This window comes from Pseudomonas sp. YJ42, assembly GCF_047225135.1.
Classification (GTDB): Bacteria; Pseudomonadota; Gammaproteobacteria; order Pseudomonadales; family Pseudomonadaceae; genus Stutzerimonas; species Stutzerimonas stutzeri_E.
Genome location: NZ_CP178378.1, coordinates 601268 through 624314 on the forward strand (window position 1 = coordinate 601268; position 23047 = coordinate 624314).

The following is a 23047-nucleotide window of genomic DNA, read 5'->3' on the forward strand; positions in this document are numbered from 1 at the left end:
GACAAAAAGACGAAAGGAGGCCTGGCGTTCGAAAGCGGTACAGGCGCGCCGATGGTACAGCCAGATTTGCCGTTCATGGGCCTTTTTATTGAACCTTCAATCCATATGATGAAGCACTACAACGACCTATTTCATGCCCAACCCGGTCTAGGAGTTCCCCTTGCAATCACCGTCTTTCCTGTCATTCATCAAGCAGTTCGCGGCACTGCTCGTGCTCGGTTTCGTGTTCCACTCGGCTCACGCCGACGACAGTCTCGACGATGAGGGTGAGCGGCGGGCACGCACCGCCGGCGCTTCGCTGATCGGACATCCCGGGCCGGTTGCTGTGCTGGAAACCATCGATGGAAAAAAAATCGATCTGGCTGAGCTGTACGGTAACAAGCCGGTTTACCTGAAGTTCTGGGCCACATGGTGCGTGCCTTGCCGCCAGCAGATGCCCGGCTTCGAGCAATTGCAACAGACGATGGGCGACAAGGTGCAGGTCATCGCGGTAAACACCGGCTTCAGCGACGACATTGACTCGATCCGCGCATACCGCAAGGAGCATCAGTTGACCATGCCGATCGTGATCGATGACGGCAGCCTGGCGGCGGACCTCAACCTACGGGTAACCCCCCAGCATGTGGTGATCGGCCGGGATGGACTGATATCCCATATTGGTCACCTCGATGATCAGGCGCTGCACGCTGCGCTGGAGCGGGCCGTATCGGAGCAGACAGCCTCCGCCAGTCACTCGGAGGCCAACACAGCGCCCGAAACGCCGCAGTTCGGCGTGGGCGACACCGTGACCGACCTGAGCATCGAAACCCTCGACGGTGATCATGTGAAGCTGGGCAAGGGTGACAAGCCACGTGCGCTGGTGTTCTTCGCCCCCTGGTGCGAGTCCTATCTCGAGGAAAGCCGGCCCGAGACGTCCCAGGCTTGCCTACGGGTACGCAAGGATGTGGACAACCTGATGGGCCAGAGCGACATGGAATGGCTGGGCGTTTCTTCAGGCCTGTGGGTCTCGGCCAGCGATCTGCAGGACTACAAGAACACCACACCGACCACTCTGCCGCTGGCGCTCGACGAGCAGGACGAGCTCTTTCGTGCCTTCGCCATTCGGGACATCCCGACGGTGGTACTTCTGGATGCGCAAGGCCGTGTCACCAGCATCCTCAAACCGCAGGACAGCAATCTCGTAGAGGCCGTAAAAGCGCTGCCCTGACCCGTTGCGCCCCGCGGTTGCGGAAGGAGGCGCCATGATGCCTCCTCTCTTTGTTCACTCGATACCTTCGTCAGGAACCGCATGCCACTGCTATCGCTAAACAGGCTTCTGCTCTGCCTCTGCCTGTGCGCTTTCAATCTGCCTAGCCTGGCAGCCGAGATGCCTGGGCCGGACGATGTATTGATCGCCTCCTCGCTGATCGCTTCAACCGAGGCGCCTTCATCCGGGTCGACCACAACATTGGCGATCTTCATGGAACCCCAGGGCGAATGGCATGGCTACTGGAAGCAACCAGGCGATGTCGGTCTCCCCGCCAAGTTCACCTGGCATCTGCCGGACGGTGTAACGGTGGGCGATCCCGCTTATCCGCTGCCGCAAACGCTGCTGATCGAAGGTCTGATGAACCATGTCTACGAGCATCCCTATGCGTTGCTTGTAGACCTGTCTCTCGAAGACAACCTGCCAGACGGGACCGCATTGCCGATCCGTGTGGATATGCAATATCTGGCCTGTCGGTACGACGCCTGCGTCCCTGAGCGGGCCTCGCTGGGCATGACATTGCATGTCGGCGACGGTCATCAGTCGCCGGGCGTCGCAGCCCGTTTCGCCAGCTGGCGCCAGGCGCTGCCCAGGCCACTGGCCGCGCCGGCCAGTTATGACGTGGACGGCGATCGCCTAAGCCTTCGCGTGCCCCTTCCAGCCGGCGTCTCGATCCGGAATCCTCATCTGTTTTCAGCAACCAAGGGGGCGATCGACAACGCAGCTCCCCAACGCGTTGAGCGCCGCGGCGATGAACTGATTCTGGAAACCCGCGCGGGAGCTCAAGTACCCGATGCTTTCCAGGCCACGCTGAAACTGAGTGATGACCTGGGGCTGGATATACATGCGAAACGCGGCAGCCCGGCGAGCGCGCCCGACAGCGGCTTGAGCGTCATCCTGTTCGCGCTGGCCGGGGCGATTGCCGGCGGACTGTTGTTGAACTTGATGCCGTGCGTTTTCCCTATCCTGAGCCTCAAGGCCTTGAGCTTGGCGCGCTCTGGCATCAGCCCGGCTATAGCTCGTCGCGACGCCGTGGCCTACACCAGCGGTGTGGTGTTGGTGTGCGTCTTGCTCGGCGCCGTTCTACTCGCCCTGCGTGCTGCTGGCGCCCAGGTCGGCTGGGCCTTCCAACTGCAGAACGCTAGCGTGATTCTGACCCTGATGTTGCTTACCACCGCCATCGCCTTCAATCTGGCCGGGCTGTTCGAGCTGGCAGCGATCGATGCTGGAGCCAAGCTAACCAAGCAAAGCGGCGTCGGCGGTGCATTCTGGACCGGCGCGCTCGCGGCCTTCATCGCCACGCCTTGCTCCGGGCCGTTCATGGCAGCAGCCCTGGGCGCTGCGCTGGTTTTACCGACTGCCGCAGCCATGCTGGTATTCGCCGGGCTTGGTCTGGGAATCGCGTTACCCTTCTTGGCGCTGGGGTTCGTCCCCTCGCTACAACGACGCTTGCCCAGACCCGGCCCCTGGATGGGAACCTTGCGCCACGTCCTCGCGGTGCCAATGTTTCTCACCGCGCTCGCCCTCCTCTGGGTACTTAGCCATCAGGTGCCGGCCAATGCACTGGTCGCATCCCTGGGCTGCGCCATGCTGCTTGCACTCGGGCTCTGGCTGACTGGCCTCTGGCAGCAGAAACTGAAACGCAACGCCTGGTTACCCGCTGCTGTTGCATTGATCCTGTCGCTCGGCCTGGGCTGGAGTCTGGTAACAGGGCAAACCGCACCGGCTTCGGATGTGCAGCGGCACGTGTTCGACGAGAAGCAACTGGCCCAACTTCGTGCTGATAAGGTACCGGTGTTCCTTTACTTCACCGCTGACTGGTGCATCAGCTGCAAGGCGAACGAGCAAGTCGCCATCGACCGTGACGCAACCGCACAGGCTTTTGCCGCTGCCGGGGTTGAAGTGATGCGTGGCGACTGGACCAATGGCGATCCCGTCATCACCGCATTTCTAGAACGCCACGGTCGCTCAGGCGTTCCGCTGTACCTGTGGTACGGAGCGGGTGAAGCCGAGCCACGACTACTGCCCCAGATCCTCAGACCGGATTCGCTGCCCGAACTGGTGCAACGGTAATTCTGGATATCGAAAGACCAAGGAGTCGCTCATGGAACAATTGCTCGTCATCAACACCAGCCCGCAGCGCAGTGCGTCGTACAGTCGGCAAATGACAGAACGCTTTGTGCGTTCTTGGCGCCTTCGATACCCGAGCGGCGAAATCGTCTACCGCGAGCTGGGCAACCAGCCAATTCCACATGTGGATGAGCGCTGGGTCCAGGCCGCTTTCACACCGCCCGAGGGCCGGGACTCTCAACAGAAAGACATCTTGGCGCTCAGCGACGAACTGGTGAGCGAGCTGAAGCAAGCCACCCAGATCGTGATCGGCTGCCCCATGCACAACCTGTCGGTGCCCAGTACGCTGAAAGCCTATATTGATCAGATTATTCGTATGGGAATCACTACCCGCCTGGTGCCCGGCACACCCGGCAGCCCCTACGCAGGTCTATTGCTCGACAAGAAAGCGTATCTGCTGCTCGTGCGAGGCGGCCATGGGTACGGTGAAGGGGGAGCTTACACACACATGAATTTCCAGGAGCCCTACCTTACTGCAGTGTTGGGCATGCTGGGCATCCACGATGTGGCAACGGTCAGTCTGGAATACACGGCCATCGGCGGTGATCAACTCGATGAAGCCGTCAAGCGGGCCAGTTCACGTATCGATGCACTGTTGGGTTAAGCGACGACGGCACCGGTCTGGTCTGTGATACCCGACCAGAACCACCTGCCGCCGCGTCTCCAAGCCAACAACGAGAGCGGGCATCCGCGACTGCTCGACCGGTACGGCAAGCGGCCTAGAAAACCGGTGACTGTCTTGCTTCCCTGTTGACACTCTAAGGCTCCTATGCACCCTTGAATGCGGTCTGTGGCGCTTCACGACCGCGAGCGAATATGCGTTCGTCCATTAGCGACTGGACGCTTCAGGGAAGCATGCTCAGCTTCCATTGTCGACCGTAAGCCCACCCCCTGCCCTGTGAATCAGTGACGCCCTGGACTTCGGCACAAGCGCATCGGTCGCTGGGCGTATCGAGCACCGAACCACGATGACCGCCAGTCGCCCTTTTCTTAACTAATCGGTCAACTAGCCGATAGGGAGCCATCGCCACGCCCGGGTCGGGCCGGCTGTCTACAGGTTCAGGATCCATGTTCACTTTGCGTACCATTAAAGCTCGCTACACAACCGCCTTCATCGGCTTCGTTCTCTTGGTCATGCTGCTCACGATGCTGGGCGTCAAGCGCTTCGTTACCCCGCAACTCATGGCTGCGGGCGAAACCATCGTCATGTCCCAGGTCACTGAGATTGGCGAGCACATCGCGATGGAACTGGCGCGAGTCGAGGCGCAAGCACGCAGCATCACCCAGACGGTGCCGATGCTCGACGGTGACGGGATCGATCGGGTCCTGCCCGGCCTTGTCGACCAGTACGGTGATATCAAGGTCTTCGGCGGCGGCATCTGGCCGCTCCCAGAGGTCCGCACGCCAGGCCGCGCAAAGCACAGCACCTTCTACCACCGGGACGCGTCGGGGAAGCTTATCGTCAATACCCACTGGAACTCGCCAGAGTCGCGTAACTACTTCGAGGAGCCATGGCACCGGGCCGGCATGCAGGCACCTCGCGGCAAATGCGTCTGGGCAGCCGCGTACCAGGACGACGCCAGTGCGGAGCCACGTACCAATTGCGCCATGACCATCTATAAGGACGGCTCCCCCTGGGGCGTGTCGACGATCGATCTCACCCTTGGCTTCTTCAACCGCTTGGTTGCAGAAAAGCAGGATGAGATCGAAGGCGAAGTCATGATCGTCGAAGCCGATGGCAAGATCCTCAGCAACCAGCCGCAGCTGGGCTCGGACATGGTGCTGCGCAACGTTTCCGACATGGCCAGCCAGTCGCCCTTCATCGCGACCGTACAGAAGGCGCTCGCCAGTCCGCCGCAACCGCTACGACGGGAGGTATTCACGAACAAGACCGGCGAAGAATTCACTTTCTTCATGGCACCTGTCGATGGTACGCCGTGGTTCCTCGCCGCCGCCCTACCGACCGCCAAGCTCGAGGCACGAAGCGATGCGATGCTCAGGACGCTTGCATCCCTGCAAATTCCAATGGTGCTCGTCCTGCTAGTCCTCATGCTTGTTGCGATCAACCAGCTCATGAAGCGACTTGGCGTTCTAAGGACAAACATCGATTCATTGTCCGCGGGCGACGCCGACCTGACCAAGCGTATCGATATCAAGGGTGAAGACGAGGTCGACCAGGTCGGACGCTCCGTCAATGGATTCATCGGCTACCTGCAGAAGATGATGATCGACGTAAGTGACGCCACCACCCAGATCCAGTCCGAGATCGCGCAACTCAAGCAGCTGTCACGTTCTACCAACGATGCGCTTGCCCGGCATGCCTCGGAAACGGACCAAGCCGTTACGGCGATCAACGAAATGAGCTCGACTGCCGAGTCGGTTGCTCACAGCGCCAGCGACACGGCGACCTTCACCAAAACGGCCAACCACAACGCGATCTCATCCAAGCTGGTGGTTGACGATGCATCCAGCAGCGTGCGGTCGTTGGTCAGCGAAGTGGAAAGCGCGACGGCCAAGGTCCAGGCGATGCAGGCCGACGCCCAGCGCATCAACGATGTACTGGGCGTCATTGGTGACATCGCCGGACAAACCAATCTACTCGCACTCAATGCCGCGATCGAAGCGGCACGAGCCGGCGAGCAGGGCCGTGGTTTTGCAGTCGTCGCCGACGAAGTCCGCGCACTCGCCGCACGTACCCAACAGAGCACGTCCGAAATCAATGAAACGCTCCAACGCCTGAAAGACGCTGTGGGCTCTGCCGTGCAGGCCATGGAACAAACCAAGGCCAGTTGCCAGGCGACAGCCGACAAGACCGCTCAGGTCACTGTCGGGCTGGACGAGATGGCCAGCTCGGTCGTTCACATCAACGACCTCAGTACTCAGATCGCGACAGCCGCCGAAGAGCAAAGCGCCGTGGCCGAGGAGATCAATCGGAACATGGTCGCAGTGCGCCACGTGGTTGAAGAGCTGGTCGAAAGCGGCGTGAGCGTCGACCGAAGCACAGAGTCCCTACTTGGCACCAATGCCCGCCTAACGGCCTTGGTGAATCGCTTCAGGGTTCGCTAACGTTCGAGCTGATGAGAATGGCCCCGACAGGGGCCGTTCCACTGCAACACACCTCCGCAAGCTCTACCGACGTTGCACTGCGTCCTGCCTGTGCAAGCCACACTGCTGTCGGTAGCCAGGGCTGTCGAGCATAGTGGAGCACCTCTTCGAACATTGCTCATTCGATTTCTCGCCATGCCGCCAAGGCAACTGGTCGCGCAACAGCCCGGAGCTTGGGCGGCCAGCGGCTCCCCCGACTGAGACGCGGCCAATGTGGTACACCAGATTAACCGGCTGGCCGAACAGTTGGTGGGCCGACGGGTTTAGGGCGGCGTTCTGCTGTTGTCCTACATAGAAGTGGCCACAAGCCCGCTGACGGTTATGGCCCGAGACAATAACCGCAACGCAACGATCCTGGGCGCCTTCGCCCCAGCCGTGGTTCCATATTCGTGGGGCTCCTAAGCACCCAGCATGAGCGCGACAGAGCGATCAGGGCTGTGACCGTAACGTCGAACTGCGTCGCCTAATGGTCGCTCTGGTCAATCTAGAGCACTGCTTTACGCCCCGAGTAAGCGTCTAACCGCATTATCGATCACCAGGTCCTGAAACACCGCGCCATATCGCTACAACAAGCTAATATGTCGTCCCGGCTCCAGATCAGCGAGCCCTGGAGCGGTTATCAATGTCACCACCGCTCTGCGACTAACGAGACACAGGATGTTTTACGTACATGAAACCACAGACGAAGGCCAGGCCGACTATCTGAACTCAGCACTTCGACGTTACGGAGTCGATTCATTCGTAGCGCCAATAGGGCCTAATGCGGAAGGTCGGAACGTCTACGGTATTGCCTGCCCGCTTGCCTCTGAAGCTGAACAAGCGAGGTATCTGCTCTACAGCAACCGAGCGTTCATCGGCGATCTGCATCCTGATGCCGCGTCCGAGATCAGTGAGAAGCGTGCGAGGAAAAACGCGGCATTCGTTAGGCTGATCACATCCAACCGTATGCTGAAGGCCTCCGGACTGATGCTGTTGATCGTGCTCGGTGGCTATCTGCTAGGTCTTTAAGCGTGTCCACTTAGAAATATTGTCTGCTCAGAGCGACGGTCATCAATACCGAGTGACACGCTCTAGAAGCACCTGAGCTGAGCCCTCGCCAACCTGGGCTCACGAGCGCACTCGTACTGCTGCCCCAAGCAGCTAAGCGCCATGGAACTGGCATGAACTGGACAGCGCGATAAGCGAGTTTAAGAAGCGCAGCGTGACCGAAGGGGAAGCTGACGCCAGGGCTTAACCGAAGCTAGCCCCCTTATGGGTAGTAACGAGCTAGCCGGGCTTCAGTTCCCTCGAGTCGCCTAATCATTCCTCTTACCTGCTGCCAGTGCTGGGCTGATCGGGCGTCTCGGTGCCGGGCGCAATTGATTTAATCCGCAGTCTGTTCCGCAATGGTATCGGCTGCAGGCAGAGGTTCTTTCACCTTTGACTGAGTGCGTCGCGCTTGTCCGCGTTGCCGCTTAGCCTGCTGCTTCGCGTGTAGCGCTTGAGCGGCTGTCACCGAGCCAACCGCCTGGCCGTTCAAGTCGAGACGCGGAGCATTCTCAATCATGCTTGCCCAATATCGGCTCCCCCTGCACCAGGTCGCGATGCCCAACTTGAGTTGTTCGCTGGATATTCCGAGCAGCTCCAAGTGTTGCTCGGCATCTTTGAGAATGCCCTCTTTGAGCGGGACCTTGGGGGCCGGGTTGACCGGGAAGGCCAACGGAAAATGCTTCTGCAACCGCCATATTGCTTCCACCGCAGGATCTTGCTCACGAGGCTTCGTTTGCAAGGCCGGCTCCCTCTTGCGCTGCTTCGTACTTTCAGTCTTCACCTGCTGCTTTTCAGCCCGCAGGCGGTCCCGTAGCTCAGCTAGTTGCTCAAAACCCATCGTTCAGCTCGCCGCTTCATGGTTGTCGTGACGCAAGATTATCCCATGCAGCCATTCGAAGCAGCCTCGTCAGGCGGCAACACGATCAAGCAGTTGTTTACGGCACGCCGGCCGGTCGGTAACCGGCCGCCGCAAGCGGCGGCGTTATGTGACCTTCTGCACCACTGTCATGTCTGGCACAGCAATACCACCGAGGGCTCCGCCTGCCTGGCGTGCAGGATCAGACACTCTCCTGCAGACGCACCAGATGCCTCAGAAAGGGCCTTCTCCCAGAATCACCTCAATGGTGCGCTCGCTGCATTCAGCGCCGCAGTTGTGCAGAAGCATTTTTAGATCTGCCAGTTCCTCGATGCGCTGCTTGCTGCCGGCGATGGAGCCGACGCGCAGCGCCGCCGAGATCGATTTGGAAAAGCTGCCCAATACAGGGGGCGGTTCAACTGATCCAGGGCCGATAGCTTGACTGCCGAGCTGGATTTGAAGTCGGCCATGGCATCGTTTTCGACAATCAGCAGGTCATGCACCTCCGCCATTTACAGCAGCCGATGGGCCTTGGCGGGTGACAGGTCCGAGCTGGTGGGGTTGTGGCCAACCGACTGTATGGAGAACAACTTGGGCTTGTGCCGCTTGAGGATGCGCGTCAGCGCGTCGAGGTCCGGCCCATCGGCATGGCGCGGTACGCCTAGCATGCGCGCGCCTTGCAGCTGCAGCTTGCCGAACAGGGGGTAGTATCCCGGATCCTCGACCAGCACCACGTCACGTGGCGCAACGTAACGACGGATGATCAGGTCCATGGCGTGGTTGGCACCCAGGGTCGTCACGGCCTGCCCGGGTGAAACGACTATGGCGTAATCCGCCAGCTTCTGTATCAGCCGGTGGCGAAGCGCCGGATTGCCCAGACGGGTGCCGTAGCGAAACAGGGTGGTGCCCCCCTCGAACGACCTGGCGGTGAAACTTGTCCAGGCGCATGTCCATCAGCCACTCCACGGGCGGGAAGCCTTCGCCCAGATGCGAATGACCCGGCTCGCGGACGAACTGTTGGCGCATCATCCAGATGGTGTCCGGTAAGGCAAAAAGTAATTTTATTGCAAGCGGCTGATTTTAAAGGAATTCATAAAACGAACACCTCACCACTACTTGAGGTAATTCACGTACCTATTTTATTACCCCTATTATTACCTTTAACTAATGGTGACAAGGCATTGAATTCGTTACGCTTTTAACCGTTTAAAAATCGACCTTACCAAAATTACCCGTTTTTTTGGGGTCAGGCGAAATCGCGGCACCAGCCATGGAAGTGGGTTTTTTGACCTGATGCGCTCACTTTCATGGGAACACTCACGCGTGCTTTTGCCATATCCCAGATACGCGAAAGCCCCGAAATTCGGGGCTTTCAACGTTCTACATGGTGCGGACGGAGAGACTCGAACTCTCACACCTTGCGGCGCCAGAACCTAAATCTGGTGTGTCTACCAATTTCACCACGTCCGCAAATCTGCTAAACGAAAACGCCAGGCAGTGCCTGGCGTTTCGGAATATGGGGTGGACGATGGGGTTCGAACCCACGACCGCAGGAGCCACAATCCTGTGCTCTACCAACTGAGCTACGCCCACCATATTGCCTTGCTTTTGCCAGAGCCCGAAATGGCGCACCCGGCAGGACTCGAACCTGCGACCATCCGCTTAGAAGGCGGATGCTCTATCCAGCTGAGCTACGGGCGCTTTTATCTGCAACCTATCAGAGCGCAGACTTCAAGCTTCAGCCAATGAAGGCCTCGACCTTCAAAAGCCGTCTTACCCAGCAGCAAGCTGTGCTCGACAAGCGGGGCGAATCTTAATGGCCTGCCGGCATGCCGTCAACAGCCAAACCGAAAAAAATTCAGCCTGGTAAAGGAGTTACGGGATTCCGCCGTCGCATTGCCTTTGCCGGACGGTGTCACCGTGCGAGAATGCGCCTCCTTTTTCAATCCTTCTCGATGGTTAATCAAGCGTCATGACCGCAAAACTGATCGACGGTAAAAAGATCGCTGCCAACATCCGCCAACAGATTGCAGGCAGAGTTGCCGAGCGATCTCGGCAGGGCCTCAGGATACCGGGACTGGCAGTGATTCTCGTGGGCACGGACCCGGCGTCTCAGGTCTATGTGGCGCACAAGCGCAAGGACTGCGAGGAAGTCGGATTCAAGTCCATCGCCCATGATCTACCGGCAACGACCAGCCAGAAGGACCTGCTGGCACTTATCGATCAGCTCAATGAGGATCCGCTCATCGATGGCATTCTCGTACAGCTACCACTGCCCAAGCATTTGGACGCCTCGCAGTTGCTTGAACGCATCCGTCCGGACAAAGACGTCGATGGCTTCCATCCGTACAACATCGGCCGACTCGCTCAGCGGATGCCGCTACTGCGTCCGTGCACGCCGAAAGGCATCATGGCGCTGCTTGAAAGCACCGGCATAGATTTGCACGGGCTCAACGCCGTGGTTGTGGGTGCGTCCAACATCGTAGGGCGGCCCATGGCGCTGGAATTGCTGCTGGCAGGCTGCACGACGACCGTCACCCATCGTTTTACCCATGATCTGGCCGATCACGTCAAGCGCGCCGACCTGATCGTGGTCGCGACGGGTATTACAGGCCTGGTAAAAGGCGACTGGATCAAGGAAGGCGCAGTCGTCATCGATGTCGGGATAAACCGCCAAGCCGACGGCAAACTGGTCGGGGACGTCGAGTTCGAGGTGGCGGTACAACGCGCCAGCTGGATCACCCCGGTGCCTGGAGGTGTGGGTCCGATGACCCGCGCCTGTCTGCTGGAAAATACGCTGCACGCCGCAGAACATTTGCATAGCTGACCTGAACGAAGCCTAATCGTCGGGCGCTGCCCTGAGCCAGCGTGATGAAAAAACGGCACCCTGAGGTGCCGTTTTTTTTTTTGCGTTTTTAACGAACGTGTCGGCGCTTAGCGCTCCTGTTCCCAAGACTTGATCAGCTCGTCATAACTGATGGTCTGGCCCTGAGGCTTCTCATTTTCCAGCTTGGGTTTCGGTGAACCAGGCTGCTTCAGCCAGTACTCCGGGTCACGCGGCTCGTTCAGTTTCGGACCGCATTTGGACTGGACGTTGGCCCGCTCCAGTCGCGCCATCATGGTGTCTTGCGCTTCGGCAAGACCATCCAGCGCTTCTTGAGGGGACTTGTCGCCGCTGGCCGCTTCGGCGATGTACTGCCACCAGAGCTGCGCCAGACGTGGATAATCCGGCACATTGGTTCCGGTTGGCGTCCACTGCACCCGCGCAGGGCTGCGATAGAACTCGACCAGGCCTCCCAGCTTCGGTGCCGCTTCGGTCATGGCATCGGAATTGATGTCGGATTCACGGATCGGCGTCAGGCCGACCAGAGTCTTCTTCAGCGACACGGTTTTCGACACGGTGAACTGCGCGTAGAGCCATGCAGCCAGACGGCGCTTCTCGGGCGTCGAGTCGAGGAAGGTCCAGGAGCCAGCATCCTGATAGCCGAGCTTCATGCCCTCTTCCCAATATGGCCCTTTGGGAGATGGCGCCATCCGCCACTTAGGCGTGCCGTCTTCGTTGACGACCGGTAGACCCGGCTTGGTCATGTCGGCTGTGAAGGCGGTGTACCAGAATATCTGCTGCGCGATATTGCCTTGCGCCGGTACCGGCCCGGACTCGGAGAACGTCATGCCCTGGGCTTCACGCGGGGCGTATTCACGCATCCAGTCGACGTATTTTTGCGTCGCGTAGACAGCCGCTGGCCCATTGGTTGCGCCGCCACGAGCCACGCTCGAGCCGACTGGATGGCAATCCTCGACGCGGATGCCCCATTCGTCCACCGGCAAGCCGTTTGGCAGCCCCTTGTCACCAGCGCCCGCCATGGAGAACCAGGCATCGGTGAAGCGCCAGCCCAGCGAAGGATCTTTCTTGCCGTAGTCCATGTGGCCATAGACGCGCTGACCGTCGATTTCCTTGACGTGCTTGCTGAAAAACTCGGCGATATCTTCGTAGGCGGACCAGTTCACCGGCACGCCTAATTCATAGCCATAACGCTCTTTGAACTGCTTTTTCAGCTCGGGACGCTCGAACCAGTCCGCGCGAAACCAGTAGAGGTTGGCAAATTGCTGGTCGGGTAGCTGGTAGAGCTTGCCGTCTGGGCCGGTGGTAAAGGAAATCCCGATGAAATCATCGAGGTCGAGCGTCGGCAAGGTAACGTCCTTGCCCTCGTTCTTGATCATGTCGCTGATGGCGACCGCCTTGCCGTAACGAAAGTGAGTGCCGATCAGGTCGGAGTCATTGATATAGCCATCGTAAATGTTCTTGCCGGATTGCATCTGCGTCTGCAGTTTTTCGACGACGTCGCCCTCCTGCATCAAGTCGTGGCGCAGACGGATGCCAGTAATCTCGCTGAACGCCCGTGCGAGGGTTTTGGATTCATATTCATGGGTCGTGATGGTTTCCGAAGCGACGTTGATTTCCATCCCACGGAAGGGCTCGGCGGCCTTGATGAACCAGCGCAACTCTTCCATCTGCTGTTCCGGCGAGAGGGTCGAAGGATTGAATTCCGACTCGACCCATTTCTTAGCCGCATCTTCATAGGCATCAGCCCATGCCGTTCCTGCAATGCCGGACAACGTCAGCAAGGCCGCGATCGCCATGCCATGTCGGGTGTTGTTTTTATTCTCGAACATAAACACCTCCTTTGGGTTTTTCGGAGGGATGGGCCGCGAGGCTCAACCCCAGCGCATCACTGCAAACAACCAGACGAGAGATAGCGCGGACGCTATCCAGATGCTCCAGTCGGTCAGCCCTATCAGCAGAAGGTGCCAATAGGCGCTGCCCAGAAGTCCAATGAACAATCGATCGCCGCGCGTGGTGACGATAGGCAGGAAACCCTTGCGTGGTACACAAGGCCGCCTCAGCTCCCAAGCGCTCATCAGCGCCAGCATCACGCCAATTACCGCGAAGAAGGCTGCAGTAGGGGTGGTCCAAGCCATCCAATTCATGGTGATTTCCTTCCTATACCCGTCCGAGGGCGAAGCCCTTGGCCACGTGATTGCGGACGAACCAGATCACCAGCATGCCCGGCAAGATGGTCAGCACGCCGGCGGCTGCCAGCACACCCCAGTCAATTCCTGAAGCGGAAACGGTCCGCGTCATCACCGAAACAATGGGCTTGGCGTCGACCGAGGTCAGCGTGCGAGCCAGCAGCAGCTCGACCCAGGAAAACATGAAGCAGAAGAAGGCCGTCACGCCAATACCCGAGCCAATCAGCGGGATGAAAATCTTCACGAAGAACTTGGGAAAGCTGTAACCATCGATATAGGCGGTTTCATCGATCTCCTTGGGCACACCAGACATGAAGCCTTCGAGAATCCAGACCGCCAGGGGTACGTTGAACAGGCAGTGCGCCAGCGCCACCGCGATATGCGTGTCGAACAACCCGATCGACGAATAGAGTTGAAAAAACGGCAGCAGAAAAACCGCCGGAGGCGCCATGCGGTTGGTCAAGAGCCAGAAGAACAGGTGCTTGTCGCCGAGAAAGCGGAAGCGGGAAAAAGCATAGGCAGCCGGCAACGCCACGGTCAGCGAAATGATTGTGTTCAGGCAAACGTAATACAGCGAATTGATGTAGCCGCTGTACCAGCTGCGATCGGTGAAGATCACCCGGTAGTTGTCCAGCGTGAAGCCCCGAGGCCAGAGCGTAAGGCCGCCGAGAATCTCGGTGTTGCTCTTGAATGACATATTGACCAGCCAGTAGATCGGCACCATCAGAAAGACGATGTAGAGAATCAATACCGCTCGCTTGCGCAGGTTCATAAGCAGGCCCTTGTCATTTCTGGTCGCCATGGGTCATGGCTGTATAGAACAGCCAGGACACCAGCAGGATGATCAGGAAATAGATCAGCGAGAACGCCGCCGCCGGGCCGAGATCGAACTGGCCCACCGCCATCTTGGTCAGCGTCTGACTGAGGAAGGTGGTGGCGTTGCCCGGCCCGCCGCCGGTGAGCACGAACGGCTCGGTGTAGATCATGAAACTGTCCATGAAGCGCAGCATCACGGCGATCAGCAGCACGCTTTTGAGCTTCGGCAACTGTATGTAGCGGAACACCGCCCAGGACGACGCCCTGTCGATGCGCGCGGCCTGGTAATAGGCGTCGGGGATGGCCCGCAACCCCGAGTAACAGAGCAACGCAACCAGTGACGTCCAGTGCCAGACATCCATGACCAGTACAGTCACCCACGCGTCCCGTGTATTGGAGGCATAGTTGTAGTCGATACCCAGCTCACGCAGGCCGTACCCCAGCAGCCCGATATCGGCACGCCCGAAGATCTGCCAAATGGTGCCGACTACGTTCCATGGAATGAGCAGCGGAATCGCCATCACGATCAGACAGAGCGACGCCCAGCGGCCACGTGTCGGCATGGTCAAAGCAACCGCGATACCCAGCGGGATCTCGATCAGCAGCACGCAGCCGGAAAAGATGAATTGCCGCAGCAGCGAGTCGTGCAGTCGAGGATCATGAAGGATCTGGCGGTACCAGTCCGCCCCCACGAAGAACCGCGTCGAGGAATCGAAGATGTCCTGAACCGAGTAGTTCACCACGGTCATCATCGGCAGAATCGCACTGAAGGCGACCAGCAGAAATACTGGCAGCACCAGCCACCAGGCACGGTTGTTCTGAACCTTGGTCATGGCGCCTCCTCCACCAGCCGATCATCGGCGTAGAGCATCAGCCACTGGGCAGGGAAGCCTACCCAGGCCTCGCCTCTCGGGACGGGTTGATCCTCTGGCAGTCGCGCCTTGAGCAAATGTTCTTGCAGGCGAAGCGTGACGATCTTGTAGGTGCCCAGGTCTTCCACTCGCACCACGTCGGCCTGCATCCCGCCTACTGCGGCCTCGTCGGAAACCTGAACGAACTCCGGACGAATGCCGATCTGCAAGCGACACCCAGCTACATCGGGCAATCTCCCGAGCAAGGTATCGGAAAGGGACAGATGCAGATCGCCGAACCCGACACCGCCCTTTTCGGCCCGCACGTCGATCAGATTCATTCCCGGGCTGCCGACGAAGAAGCCGACAAAGGTGTGCTGTGGACGCTCGAACAGTTCCCGTGGCGTGCCGAACTGAACGATCTGCCCACCATGCATCACCGCGATTTTGTCAGCGAAGGTCGATGCCTCCAGCTGATCATGGGTGACGTAGATCATGGTGATATTGAACTGCTCGTGAATCTGCTTGAGCTTGCGCCGCAACTTCCATTTCAGATGAGGATCGATGACGGTGAGCGGCTCGTCGAAGAGAATTGCCGACACATCGTCCCGTACCAAGCCACGTCCCATGGACACTTTCTGTTTCTCGTCCGCGGTCAGGTTGCGGGCTTTTCGCTTGAGTAGCGGATGGAGATCGAGCACCTCGGCGATTTCGTGCACCTTGCTGGCAACCCGCGCTTCCGGAACGCCCTGATTGCGCAACGGGAAGGCCAGATTATCGAAGACGGTCATGGTGTCGTAGACGACCGGGAACTGGAAAACCTGAGCGATGTTGCGTTGCTCTGGCGACATCCTATTGACTTCTCGCGCGTCGAACAGCACCTGCCCCTCGGATGGGCTGAGCAATCCGGAAATGATGTTGAGCAGAGTCGACTTGCCGCAGCCGGAAGGGCCCAGCAGCGCATAGGCGCCACCCTGCTCCCACACGTGGTCCATCTCGCGAATGGCATAGTCCGCCGCACCACTCGGCTGCGGGTTGTAACTATGGGCAAGGTTCTGCAAGCGAATCTCCGCCATGGCGCTCTCCTCAGATGCGTCGGGCCGGTGCCTGGGCCAACTGCCCACCAGCATCGAACACAAACAGCTTGTGGGTCGGGATGTACACCCGGATCGGCGAATCAACGGCGTAGTCGTGCACACCCTGCAGATGTAGCACCAGGCTGAAATGTTCGTTGCGTACGTGCAGGAAGGTTTCCGAACCGCTGATTTCCGCCAGCTCGACCATGCCGGACACCTCGAGGTCGTCGTCATTGGACGGCACCAGCCCGATATGGCTGGGGCGGATGCCGAACCGGTATTCCCCTTCGTTAAGTGCACGCAGGTCGGCATTAAGGGGAAAGTGCATACATTCCTGGAAGCTCACCTCGTTGGCGGCGATCCGTCCCGGCAACAGGTTGATTGGTGGCTCGGAGAACAGCTCGGCGCTGAGCATCTGACTCGGCCGGTGGTAAACCTCGGACGTCGGTCCGCTCTGAATCACGCGACCCTCATGCAGGACAGTGGCCGTTCCACCGAGCGCCAGCGCCTCGTTGGGCTCGGTGGTGGCATAGACAGCAATGCTGCGCCGCGTCTTGAATAGCTCGCGCATCTCCTGGCGGAGTTCTTCACGCAGCTTGTAGTCGAGATTGACCAGCGGCTCGTCGAACAGGATCAAATCTGCGTCCTTGACCAATGCCCGGGCCATCGCAGTGCGTTGCTGCTGCCCGCCCGAGAGTTCTAGCGGGTGCCGCTGAAGAAAGCCTTCGATGTGCAGCATCTCAGCGGTTTCGCGGACCTTGCGCTCGATTTCCGCCTTGCTCATGCCAGCCTGTCGCAACGGTGAGGCAATATTCTCGAAGACGCTCAACGTCGGATAGTTGATGAACTGTTGGTACACCATCGACACATTGCGCTTGCGCACCGGTACGCCGGTTACATCGGCGCCGTTCATCAGGATCCGTCCCTGGTTCGGCTTGTCGAGCCCCGCCATGAGTCGCATCAGCGACGTCTTGCCCGACAGCGTTCGCCCGATCAGAACGTTGAATGAGCCTGGCTCGAAATTCAGGCTGGCGTCGTCGATATGCAGCTGCCCATCGACGGATTTGGTGACGTGTTCCAGCGTGAGGGACATGTCGCATCCTTCTATTGTTATGGAAGGATGAAGAGCGATATCCGTGCCAGCGCCGGAAAAGGCTCTAGTTCGTTGTTTTCCGCAGAAAACGTTGTTCTCAAGTGTTCAAAATGAACAATTGTGAACATTGACAGTGAACAGAAATGAACAAGACTGTTCAAAGCCGATAGCCGCGTCAGCGGTCGATAACAACAATAAATTGCACATTCAGAGAGGCAACATGGCCGACCCAGCCCAGTCCATCTCGCATCAGGCTCTGGTGGAAGATTCGTGGAACCGCTGCGAGCGTTACGGGTTGAACCCGCTCAGCATTCCCAGCTTCGGCCAACCCGCAAAGCAGGACATCGATGCGCTGCTGGAACGCCAGCGCAGCCTGGTGCAAACCACCCAGCGCGAAGTGCTCCCCTACTACGAAAACATTCTTTCGAATTCGAGCTGCCTGATTCTCTTGGCGGACAGTGGCGGGCAGCTGCTCGAATCCTGGGGCGATCGACGCTTTGTAGAACCCGCACAGCAGCGCGGATTCAAGCCTGGCGCGAGCTGGATGGAGCGCGACACCGGAACCAATGCGATCGGCACTGCGCTGGCCAGCGGGCAGGCCGTACACATTCAGCGCGACGAGCACTTCCTCAAGGCCAATCGCTATCTTTCCGGCGCGGCTTCCCCCATCTTCGATGCGCAGCGCCAGCTGATCGCCGTACTCGACGTCTCCAGCGACAGCTATCTTCCCCCTTCGCACACGCTCGGCATGGTCAAGATGATGAGCCAGTCGGTGGAGAATCGGCTGATCCTCAATCTGTTCCATGACGACTATTTCCAGCTGACCTTCAATACCGGACAGGACAATCTCGACAGCCAGTGGGCCGGGCTACTGCTATTCGACGAGTCCGGTCTGGTCGTCTCGGCCAACCGGCGTGCCGACAATCTGCTCGGGGTGACACTGGCGCGGACCCGCATCGACACGCTGTTTGATGTCCCCTTATTACAACTGCTCAATCAACCCGAAGACCAGCCCTTGCTGTTGCGAGCAATGGGCCGCCATCGCTTTCACGGCATCGTGCGACGTCCGCAGAAACCTCGCATGCAGCCGCGCGACTTCCGCACGATAGCTCGACCGGAACAACCCATCGACCTGGCTGGCATCGACCAGGGCGACCCGCAAGTCAACAAGGTGATTCGCCAGGCCAGACTCATGCTGGAAAAGGATGTTCCGATTCTGGTGCACGGTGAAACGGGTGTCGGTAAGGAAGTCCTGGTCAAGGCGCTGCATGCATCCAGCTCGCGGGCCAAGGCACCATTGATCGCCGTAAACTGCGCTGCCATACCCGGCGAACTGATCGAATCCGAACTGTTCGGCTACGAGAAAGGTGCGTTCACCGGTGCCCATCAGAAAGGCAGCCTCGGCTTGATCCGCAAGGCAGATCGAGGCGTGCTGTTCCTAGACGAAATCGGTGATATGCCGCTGAATCTCCAGGCGCGCCTGCTACGCGTGTTGCAGGACCGCAGCGTCCAGCCGCTCGGTGGCGGAGAGCCCTTCCCCGTCGACTTTCGCCTGATTTGCGCAACGAACCGCTCGCTACGCCAGGAGGTCGAGAATGGCCGCTTTCGCCAGGACCTGTTCTACCGCGTCAGCGGACTCAGCGTGGAACTGCCGCCTTTACGAGAGCGCCGCGACAAGCAGGCGCTGTTCCAGCGAATCTGGGAACAGTATCGAGAACCGCAGCAGTGGGCCGGGTTGAGCGCCGAAGTGCTGCGCTTATTCAACAGCCATCCCTGGCCAGGAAATATCCGCCAGCTGAGCAGTGTTATCCAGGTTGCGTTGGTCCTGGCCGACGATCAGCCGATCCGCCCCGAGCACTTACCCGACGACTTCTTCGATGACCTGGAACGTGCCCCGACACAGCCAACGCCACGCTCTGTGGAAGCCACGCCCTCCCCCAGCGACGATCTGGCCAGCCATTACCACGCTTGTCGCGGAAACATTTCGCATTTGGCCCGCAACCTCGGGATGAGTCGCAACACTCTTTACAAGCGTCTACGTGAACAAGGGCTGAAAGCATAAAGCCTGAACGCTGCCTCTAGCGAGATACACAACGCTTGTTCAATCGAGCGAATGATGCTTTCATCGATATTAATTAATTAAATGATTAATTAAATATGTCAAAAACTCATAAAACTCGCCGCACTGCTGGTCGTCCGGCCTCGCACCAACAGGTACAGCGCGATCAATTACTCGATCTTGCTACCCAGGCGTTCGCCCACACTGGCATCAAGGCCAGTAGCCTGCGCATGATCGCCGAGTCTGCCGGGGTGACTCCCGCGTTGCTCAACTACTATTTTGGTAACAAGCAGCAACTCGTCGACGCCATGGTCGAGGAACGCTTTTTGCCGCTGGTCCAGGAAATCGCCGAAGAGCTGCGATCCACGGACGACGACCCGCAGCGCTTGGTTCGCACCTTCGTCCGTAGCATGAGCGAAATGGTGCGACACAACCCATGGATACCACCGTTGTGGGTGCGCGAGATCCTTTGCGAGGGCGGCCTGCTGCGCGCACAACTGACCACCCGGATCGCGCCTATGGTGCCGTTGCTGCTGGCTCAGCGATTTGCCTCCGCCCAGGCGCGTGGAGCGCTCAATCCGACGCTGGACCCACGCCTGCTGGTGGTTTCCTTGATTGGCGTAACCATGCTGCCCTATGCCGCCGAGTCCATCTGGCGGGGCATATTTGCCAATCCGGAGGTTGGCCACGAAGCCCTCGTCAACCATACCCTAGCCCTAATGGAACGCGGCATGGAGGTCTGACATGAGCCGTGTACTACTTGTCGCCCTGTTACTCCTCGGGCTTATCGGCTGTGAAGCTAAAAACGACAAACTCCTCGGCACCTTGGAATGGGATTCGATCAGCCTGCCCGCCGAGGCCTCGGAAATCATGCTTAGCGTGAACGTCAACGAAGGCGATCATGTGGCAGCCGGCCAGCTACTGCTGGAGCTGGATGCGCGCCGCCACGATGCCCGCATCGCCCAGGCCAGGGGACAGGTCGATCAGGCCGCCGCCCAGTTCGCTGAAATGAGCAATGGCGCGCGTAGCGAGACCATCGAAGCGGCCCGCGCACAGCTGGCGAGGAGCCGTGCGGAACAGACCGATACCGAGCGTAGCTTCCAGCGCATCGCTGCACTCTATCAACGCAAGCAGGTCGCCATCGCCGAGCTGGATCGCTCGCGCGCCGCCCGGGATCAAGCCAGGGCCTCCGTGCGCAGCGCCGAGGCGCAACTGAGCGAGTTGACCAACGGCACACGGCCGGAACGCCTGGACCAAGCCACTGCCGCGCTAGACGCCGCGCGCGCGAATCTGAACCAGCTGCAGATTGGCCGTGAGCATCTCAGCCTGCGAGCGCCCCGTGCCGGTCTGGTGGATGCCTTGCCCTTCAAGACAGGCGACCAACCGCCTGCTGGGGCCGAACTGGTCCGTCTACTGGTGGGCGATGCGCCCTATGCGAGGGTATTCATACCTGCGAGTCAGCGGGCGCAGATCCACATTGGAGACGGCATGCAGGTCTGGGTTGAAGGCGTCGACCAGCCGTTCGCCGCACATGTGCGTAGCATTCGCAGCGAGGCGAGCTTCACGCCCTACTACGCACTCACGGGCGATGACGCCAGTCGCTTGTCCTACCGCGCCGAACTGGTGCTCGAAGGTGCTGAGGCGCAGCGGCTACCGGCCGGGCTGCCTCTACGGGCAGAACGGTTGAATGATGAACAATGACGATCTGGTGATACGCGCCCGAGGCCTGAGTAAGTGCTTCGGTACGCTGACCGCCGTCGACCATCTTGAGCTTAACGTGCGCCGCACCGAAGTGTTTGGTTTCCTCGGACCCAACGGCTGTGGCAAGTCCACCACCATTCGCATGCTCTGCGGCCTGCTGCAGCCCAGCGAGGGAGAAGTCGAAGTGCTCGGCTACCAGATTCCTCGAGACGCAGAAGCACTGAAGCGCCGCATCGGCTATATGACGCAAAAGTTTTCCCTTTATGACGACCTTACCGTCATGGAAAACCTGGAGTTCCTCGCCGCCGTCCATGGCCTGAGCCGTCGGGACGCCCACCAGCGTACCGAGGAGTTGCTGGAGCGCTACTGGCTGACCGACCAGCGCTCGCAAATGGCCGGCACCATGAGTGGTGGGCAGAAGCAGCGTCTGGCACTGGCCGGCGCCGTGCTGCACAAACCCGACTTGCTGCTGCTCGACGAACCCACCAGCGCCGTGGATCCGCAATCGCGCCGAGAGTTCTGGGGATCACTGTTCGAACTGGCCGATGCCGGCACCACACTGCTGGTTTCTACGCACTACATGGATGAAGCCGAGCGCTGTACCCGCCTGGGCATTCTCGACGCGGGCCGGCTGGTTGCCGACGGCAGCCCGCGAGAGCTGATGGACGCGCTACCCAGCCACCCGCTGTTGATCGAATGCCGCCAGCCACGGCAAGCCCAGCGAGCGCTCGAAGGGCACCCAGAAGTGCTCGCAATGGCGCAGATCGGTGCTGTGCTCCGCGTCCTCTGTGCTGGCAGCGATACGCGCGAGGCCATCGCAGCCACGCTACAGCGTGCTGGCATACCCGCCGAGCTGCGGGACGGTGAAGCCAATCTCGAAGATGTCTTTGTCAGCGTCACCCGCAAGCCCGTGGAGGCCACGCCATGAACCTGCGCAGGCTGGGCGCCATCGTGCTTAAGGAGCTGCGTCAGCTGCGCCGCGACAGACTGACCTTCGCAATGATCGCCGGCATTCCTCTCTTGCAGCTGGTGCTGTTCGGTTACGCCATCAGTATGGACGTGCGCGGCATCCAAGCGGCGGTGCTTGACCAGGCCAATACCGCCAGCTCCCGCGAAGCCATCGCCGAACTGGCCTCCAGCCAGGTGATCGACCTGCGCTACCACTTGGACAACCCGCAACAGATCAACCAATTGCTGCGCGAAGGCCGGATCAGCGCTGCTCTGGTGGTCCCAGTGGATTTCAATGCACGCCTGCAGCGCAAGGACCGCCCTCCGCTGCAACTGGTGGTCGACGGCTCCGACCAGAGCGTGCAAGCCTCGGCCCGCCAACTGGCAGCCTACCCGCTGCCTGGCTGGAGCAACCGCCAAGCCGTGGAGGTGGTCAACTTCTACAACCCGGAACGCCTGGCACCTCTGAACACCGTACCGGGACTGCTGGGCGTGATCCTGACCATGACCATGGTGCTATTCACCGCGGTCGCTCTGGTACGCGAGCGCGAGCGCGGAAATCTGGAATTGCTAATCGCCACGCCAGTCTCGCCGTGGGAATTGACCGTCGGTAAGGTCCTGCCCTTCGTGGGCATCGGCCTGATCCAAGTCAGCGTCATCCTACTGGTCGGTCACTGGCTGTTCGCCGTGCCGGTACGCGGCTCGCTGCTGGAGCTCTATGGCGCCTCGCTACTGTTCATCGTCGCCAGCTTGTCGCTTGGCGTGTTTCTTTCCACCCTGGCCAGTACGCAGTTCCAGGCCATGCAGATGGCGTTCTTCACATTCCTGCCGCAGATTCTGCTGTCGGGATTCATGTTTCCCTTCGCCGGCATGCCGAAAGCCGCCCAGTGGATCGCCGAGCTCTTGCCTCTGACTCATTACCTGCGCATCACCCGCGGCATCATGCTGCGCGAGGCCGGCATGGGCGAGCTATGGAACGAAGCCCTGTGGTTGCTGGTATTCTGCGCCATTCTGCTGGGCCTTTCGGTATCCCGCATTCAGAAGCGCCTAGATTGAACGCTGCGCAGCAACGAGCCCGCCAGAAGGCGTCGTTGCCCCAAATGAAA

Annotated in this window: 17 protein-coding genes, 3 tRNA genes and 3 pseudogenes; 12 read left to right on the plus strand and 11 right to left on the minus strand. The window is 59.6% G+C overall.

Annotated features, from left to right (window positions below):
* Positions 1-160: 160 nt before the first annotated feature.
* The 6 genes and pseudogenes from ACL0K2_RS02540 to ACL0K2_RS02565 all read left to right on the plus strand — a co-directional run bounded on the left by ACL0K2_RS02540 (position 161) and on the right by ACL0K2_RS02565 (position 7489).
* Complete coding sequence (locus ACL0K2_RS02540) at positions 161-1207, plus strand: TlpA family protein disulfide reductase (protein ID WP_080890588.1); 1047 nt, start codon at positions 161-163, stop codon at positions 1205-1207.
* Between the two features lie 81 nt (positions 1208-1288).
* Entirely contained in the window at positions 1289-3319 is a 2031-nt protein-coding gene (locus ACL0K2_RS02545; protein WP_413043713.1) for a protein-disulfide reductase DsbD family protein, read from the plus strand.
* Positions 3320-3350: 31 nt separating this feature from the next.
* Positions 3351-3980 (plus strand): FMN-dependent NADH-azoreductase, encoded by a 630-nt coding sequence (locus ACL0K2_RS02550; protein WP_045162135.1) that lies wholly within the window; start codon positions 3351-3353, stop codon positions 3978-3980.
* Positions 3981-4672: 692 nt separating this feature from the next.
* Positions 4673-5581: pseudogene (locus tag ACL0K2_RS02555) on the plus strand (cache and HAMP domain-containing protein); the annotation flags it as partial.
* A gap of 312 nt (positions 5582-5893) precedes the next feature.
* A pseudogene (locus tag ACL0K2_RS02560) lies at positions 5894-6442 on the plus strand (methyl-accepting chemotaxis protein); the annotation flags it as partial.
* 696 nt (positions 6443-7138) lie between these two features.
* Positions 7139-7489 (plus strand): hypothetical protein, encoded by a 351-nt coding sequence (locus ACL0K2_RS02565; RefSeq protein ID WP_239610375.1) that lies wholly within the window; start codon positions 7139-7141, stop codon positions 7487-7489.
* Between the two features lie 355 nt (positions 7490-7844).
* On the opposite strand, the gene ACL0K2_RS02570 is transcribed toward ACL0K2_RS02565, so the two are convergent.
* From ACL0K2_RS02570 to ACL0K2_RS02590, 5 genes and pseudogenes are all read right to left on the minus strand, one after another.
* On the minus strand, positions 7845-8348 hold the full coding sequence (locus tag ACL0K2_RS02570) for a ProQ/FinO family protein (protein WP_413043714.1): 504 nt from the start codon (positions 8346-8348) through the stop codon (positions 7845-7847).
* Between the two features lie 229 nt (positions 8349-8577).
* Positions 8578-9407: pseudogene (locus ACL0K2_RS02575) on the minus strand (PLP-dependent aminotransferase family protein); the annotation flags it as partial.
* Between the two features lie 344 nt (positions 9408-9751).
* Positions 9752-9836 (minus strand) — tRNA-Leu (locus ACL0K2_RS02580).
* A 47-nt stretch (positions 9837-9883) separates the two neighbouring features.
* Positions 9884-9959, minus strand: a tRNA-His gene (locus ACL0K2_RS02585).
* Between the two features lie 31 nt (positions 9960-9990).
* A tRNA-Arg gene (locus ACL0K2_RS02590) sits at positions 9991-10067 on the minus strand.
* A gap of 271 nt (positions 10068-10338) precedes the next feature.
* Between ACL0K2_RS02590 and folD the strand changes: the two genes are divergently transcribed.
* Complete coding sequence (gene folD / locus ACL0K2_RS02595) at positions 10339-11193, plus strand: bifunctional methylenetetrahydrofolate dehydrogenase/methenyltetrahydrofolate cyclohydrolase FolD (RefSeq protein ID WP_045162129.1); 855 nt, start codon at positions 10339-10341, stop codon at positions 11191-11193.
* A gap of 107 nt (positions 11194-11300) precedes the next feature.
* Here the strand turns inward: folD and ACL0K2_RS02600 are convergent, their stop codons facing one another.
* Genes ACL0K2_RS02600 through ACL0K2_RS02625 form a run of 6 tightly spaced genes read right to left on the minus strand, consistent with a single transcriptional unit; the run spans position 11301 to position 17233 of the window.
* Positions 11301-13040 (minus strand): ABC transporter substrate-binding protein, encoded by a 1740-nt coding sequence (locus ACL0K2_RS02600; protein WP_413043715.1) that lies wholly within the window; start codon positions 13038-13040, stop codon positions 11301-11303.
* A 42-nt stretch (positions 13041-13082) separates the two neighbouring features.
* Positions 13083-13355 carry a DUF2160 domain-containing protein gene (locus ACL0K2_RS02605; protein WP_045162126.1) on the minus strand — a complete coding sequence of 91 codons (273 nt, stop codon included), beginning with the start codon at positions 13353-13355 and terminating at the stop codon, positions 13083-13085.
* Between the two features lie 13 nt (positions 13356-13368).
* The gene (locus ACL0K2_RS02610) at positions 13369-14169 is read right to left on the minus strand and encodes a carbohydrate ABC transporter permease (protein WP_413044425.1); all 801 of its coding nucleotides are present in this window, start codon (positions 14167-14169) and stop codon (positions 13369-13371) included.
* 13 nt (positions 14170-14182) lie between these two features.
* Entirely contained in the window at positions 14183-15046 is an 864-nt protein-coding gene (locus ACL0K2_RS02615; protein ID WP_045162124.1) for a carbohydrate ABC transporter permease, read from the minus strand.
* Complete coding sequence (locus tag ACL0K2_RS02620; protein WP_413043716.1) at positions 15043-16140, minus strand: ABC transporter ATP-binding protein; 1098 nt, start codon at positions 16138-16140, stop codon at positions 15043-15045. The genes ACL0K2_RS02615 and ACL0K2_RS02620 overlap by 4 nt, the downstream gene beginning before the upstream one ends.
* Positions 16141-16150: 10 nt before the next feature.
* Complete coding sequence (locus ACL0K2_RS02625; RefSeq protein ID WP_413043717.1) at positions 16151-17233, minus strand: ABC transporter ATP-binding protein; 1083 nt, start codon at positions 17231-17233, stop codon at positions 16151-16153.
* A gap of 220 nt (positions 17234-17453) precedes the next feature.
* Here ACL0K2_RS02625 and ACL0K2_RS02630 point away from each other — a divergent pair, with 220 nt between their 5' ends.
* The 5 genes from ACL0K2_RS02630 to ACL0K2_RS02650 all read left to right on the plus strand — a co-directional run bounded on the left by ACL0K2_RS02630 (position 17454) and on the right by ACL0K2_RS02650 (position 22997).
* Complete coding sequence (locus tag ACL0K2_RS02630; RefSeq protein ID WP_413043718.1) at positions 17454-19295, plus strand: sigma-54-dependent Fis family transcriptional regulator; 1842 nt, start codon at positions 17454-17456, stop codon at positions 19293-19295.
* Positions 19296-19390: 95 nt separating this feature from the next.
* Entirely contained in the window at positions 19391-20035 is a 645-nt protein-coding gene (locus ACL0K2_RS02635; RefSeq protein ID WP_413043719.1) for a TetR/AcrR family transcriptional regulator, read from the plus strand.
* Between the two features lies 1 nt (position 20036).
* Positions 20037-20993 (plus strand): HlyD family secretion protein, encoded by a 957-nt coding sequence (locus ACL0K2_RS02640; RefSeq protein ID WP_413043720.1) that lies wholly within the window; start codon positions 20037-20039, stop codon positions 20991-20993.
* Complete coding sequence (locus tag ACL0K2_RS02645; protein ID WP_239610356.1) at positions 20980-21921, plus strand: ABC transporter ATP-binding protein; 942 nt, start codon at positions 20980-20982, stop codon at positions 21919-21921. The genes ACL0K2_RS02640 and ACL0K2_RS02645 overlap by 14 nt, the downstream gene beginning before the upstream one ends.
* Positions 21918-22997, plus strand: a complete 1080-nt coding sequence (locus ACL0K2_RS02650) for an ABC transporter permease (RefSeq protein WP_413043721.1) — start codon at positions 21918-21920, stop codon at positions 22995-22997. Before ACL0K2_RS02645 ends, ACL0K2_RS02650 begins: the two co-directional genes overlap by 4 nt.
* The last annotated feature ends 50 nt before the right edge of the window (positions 22998-23047 follow it).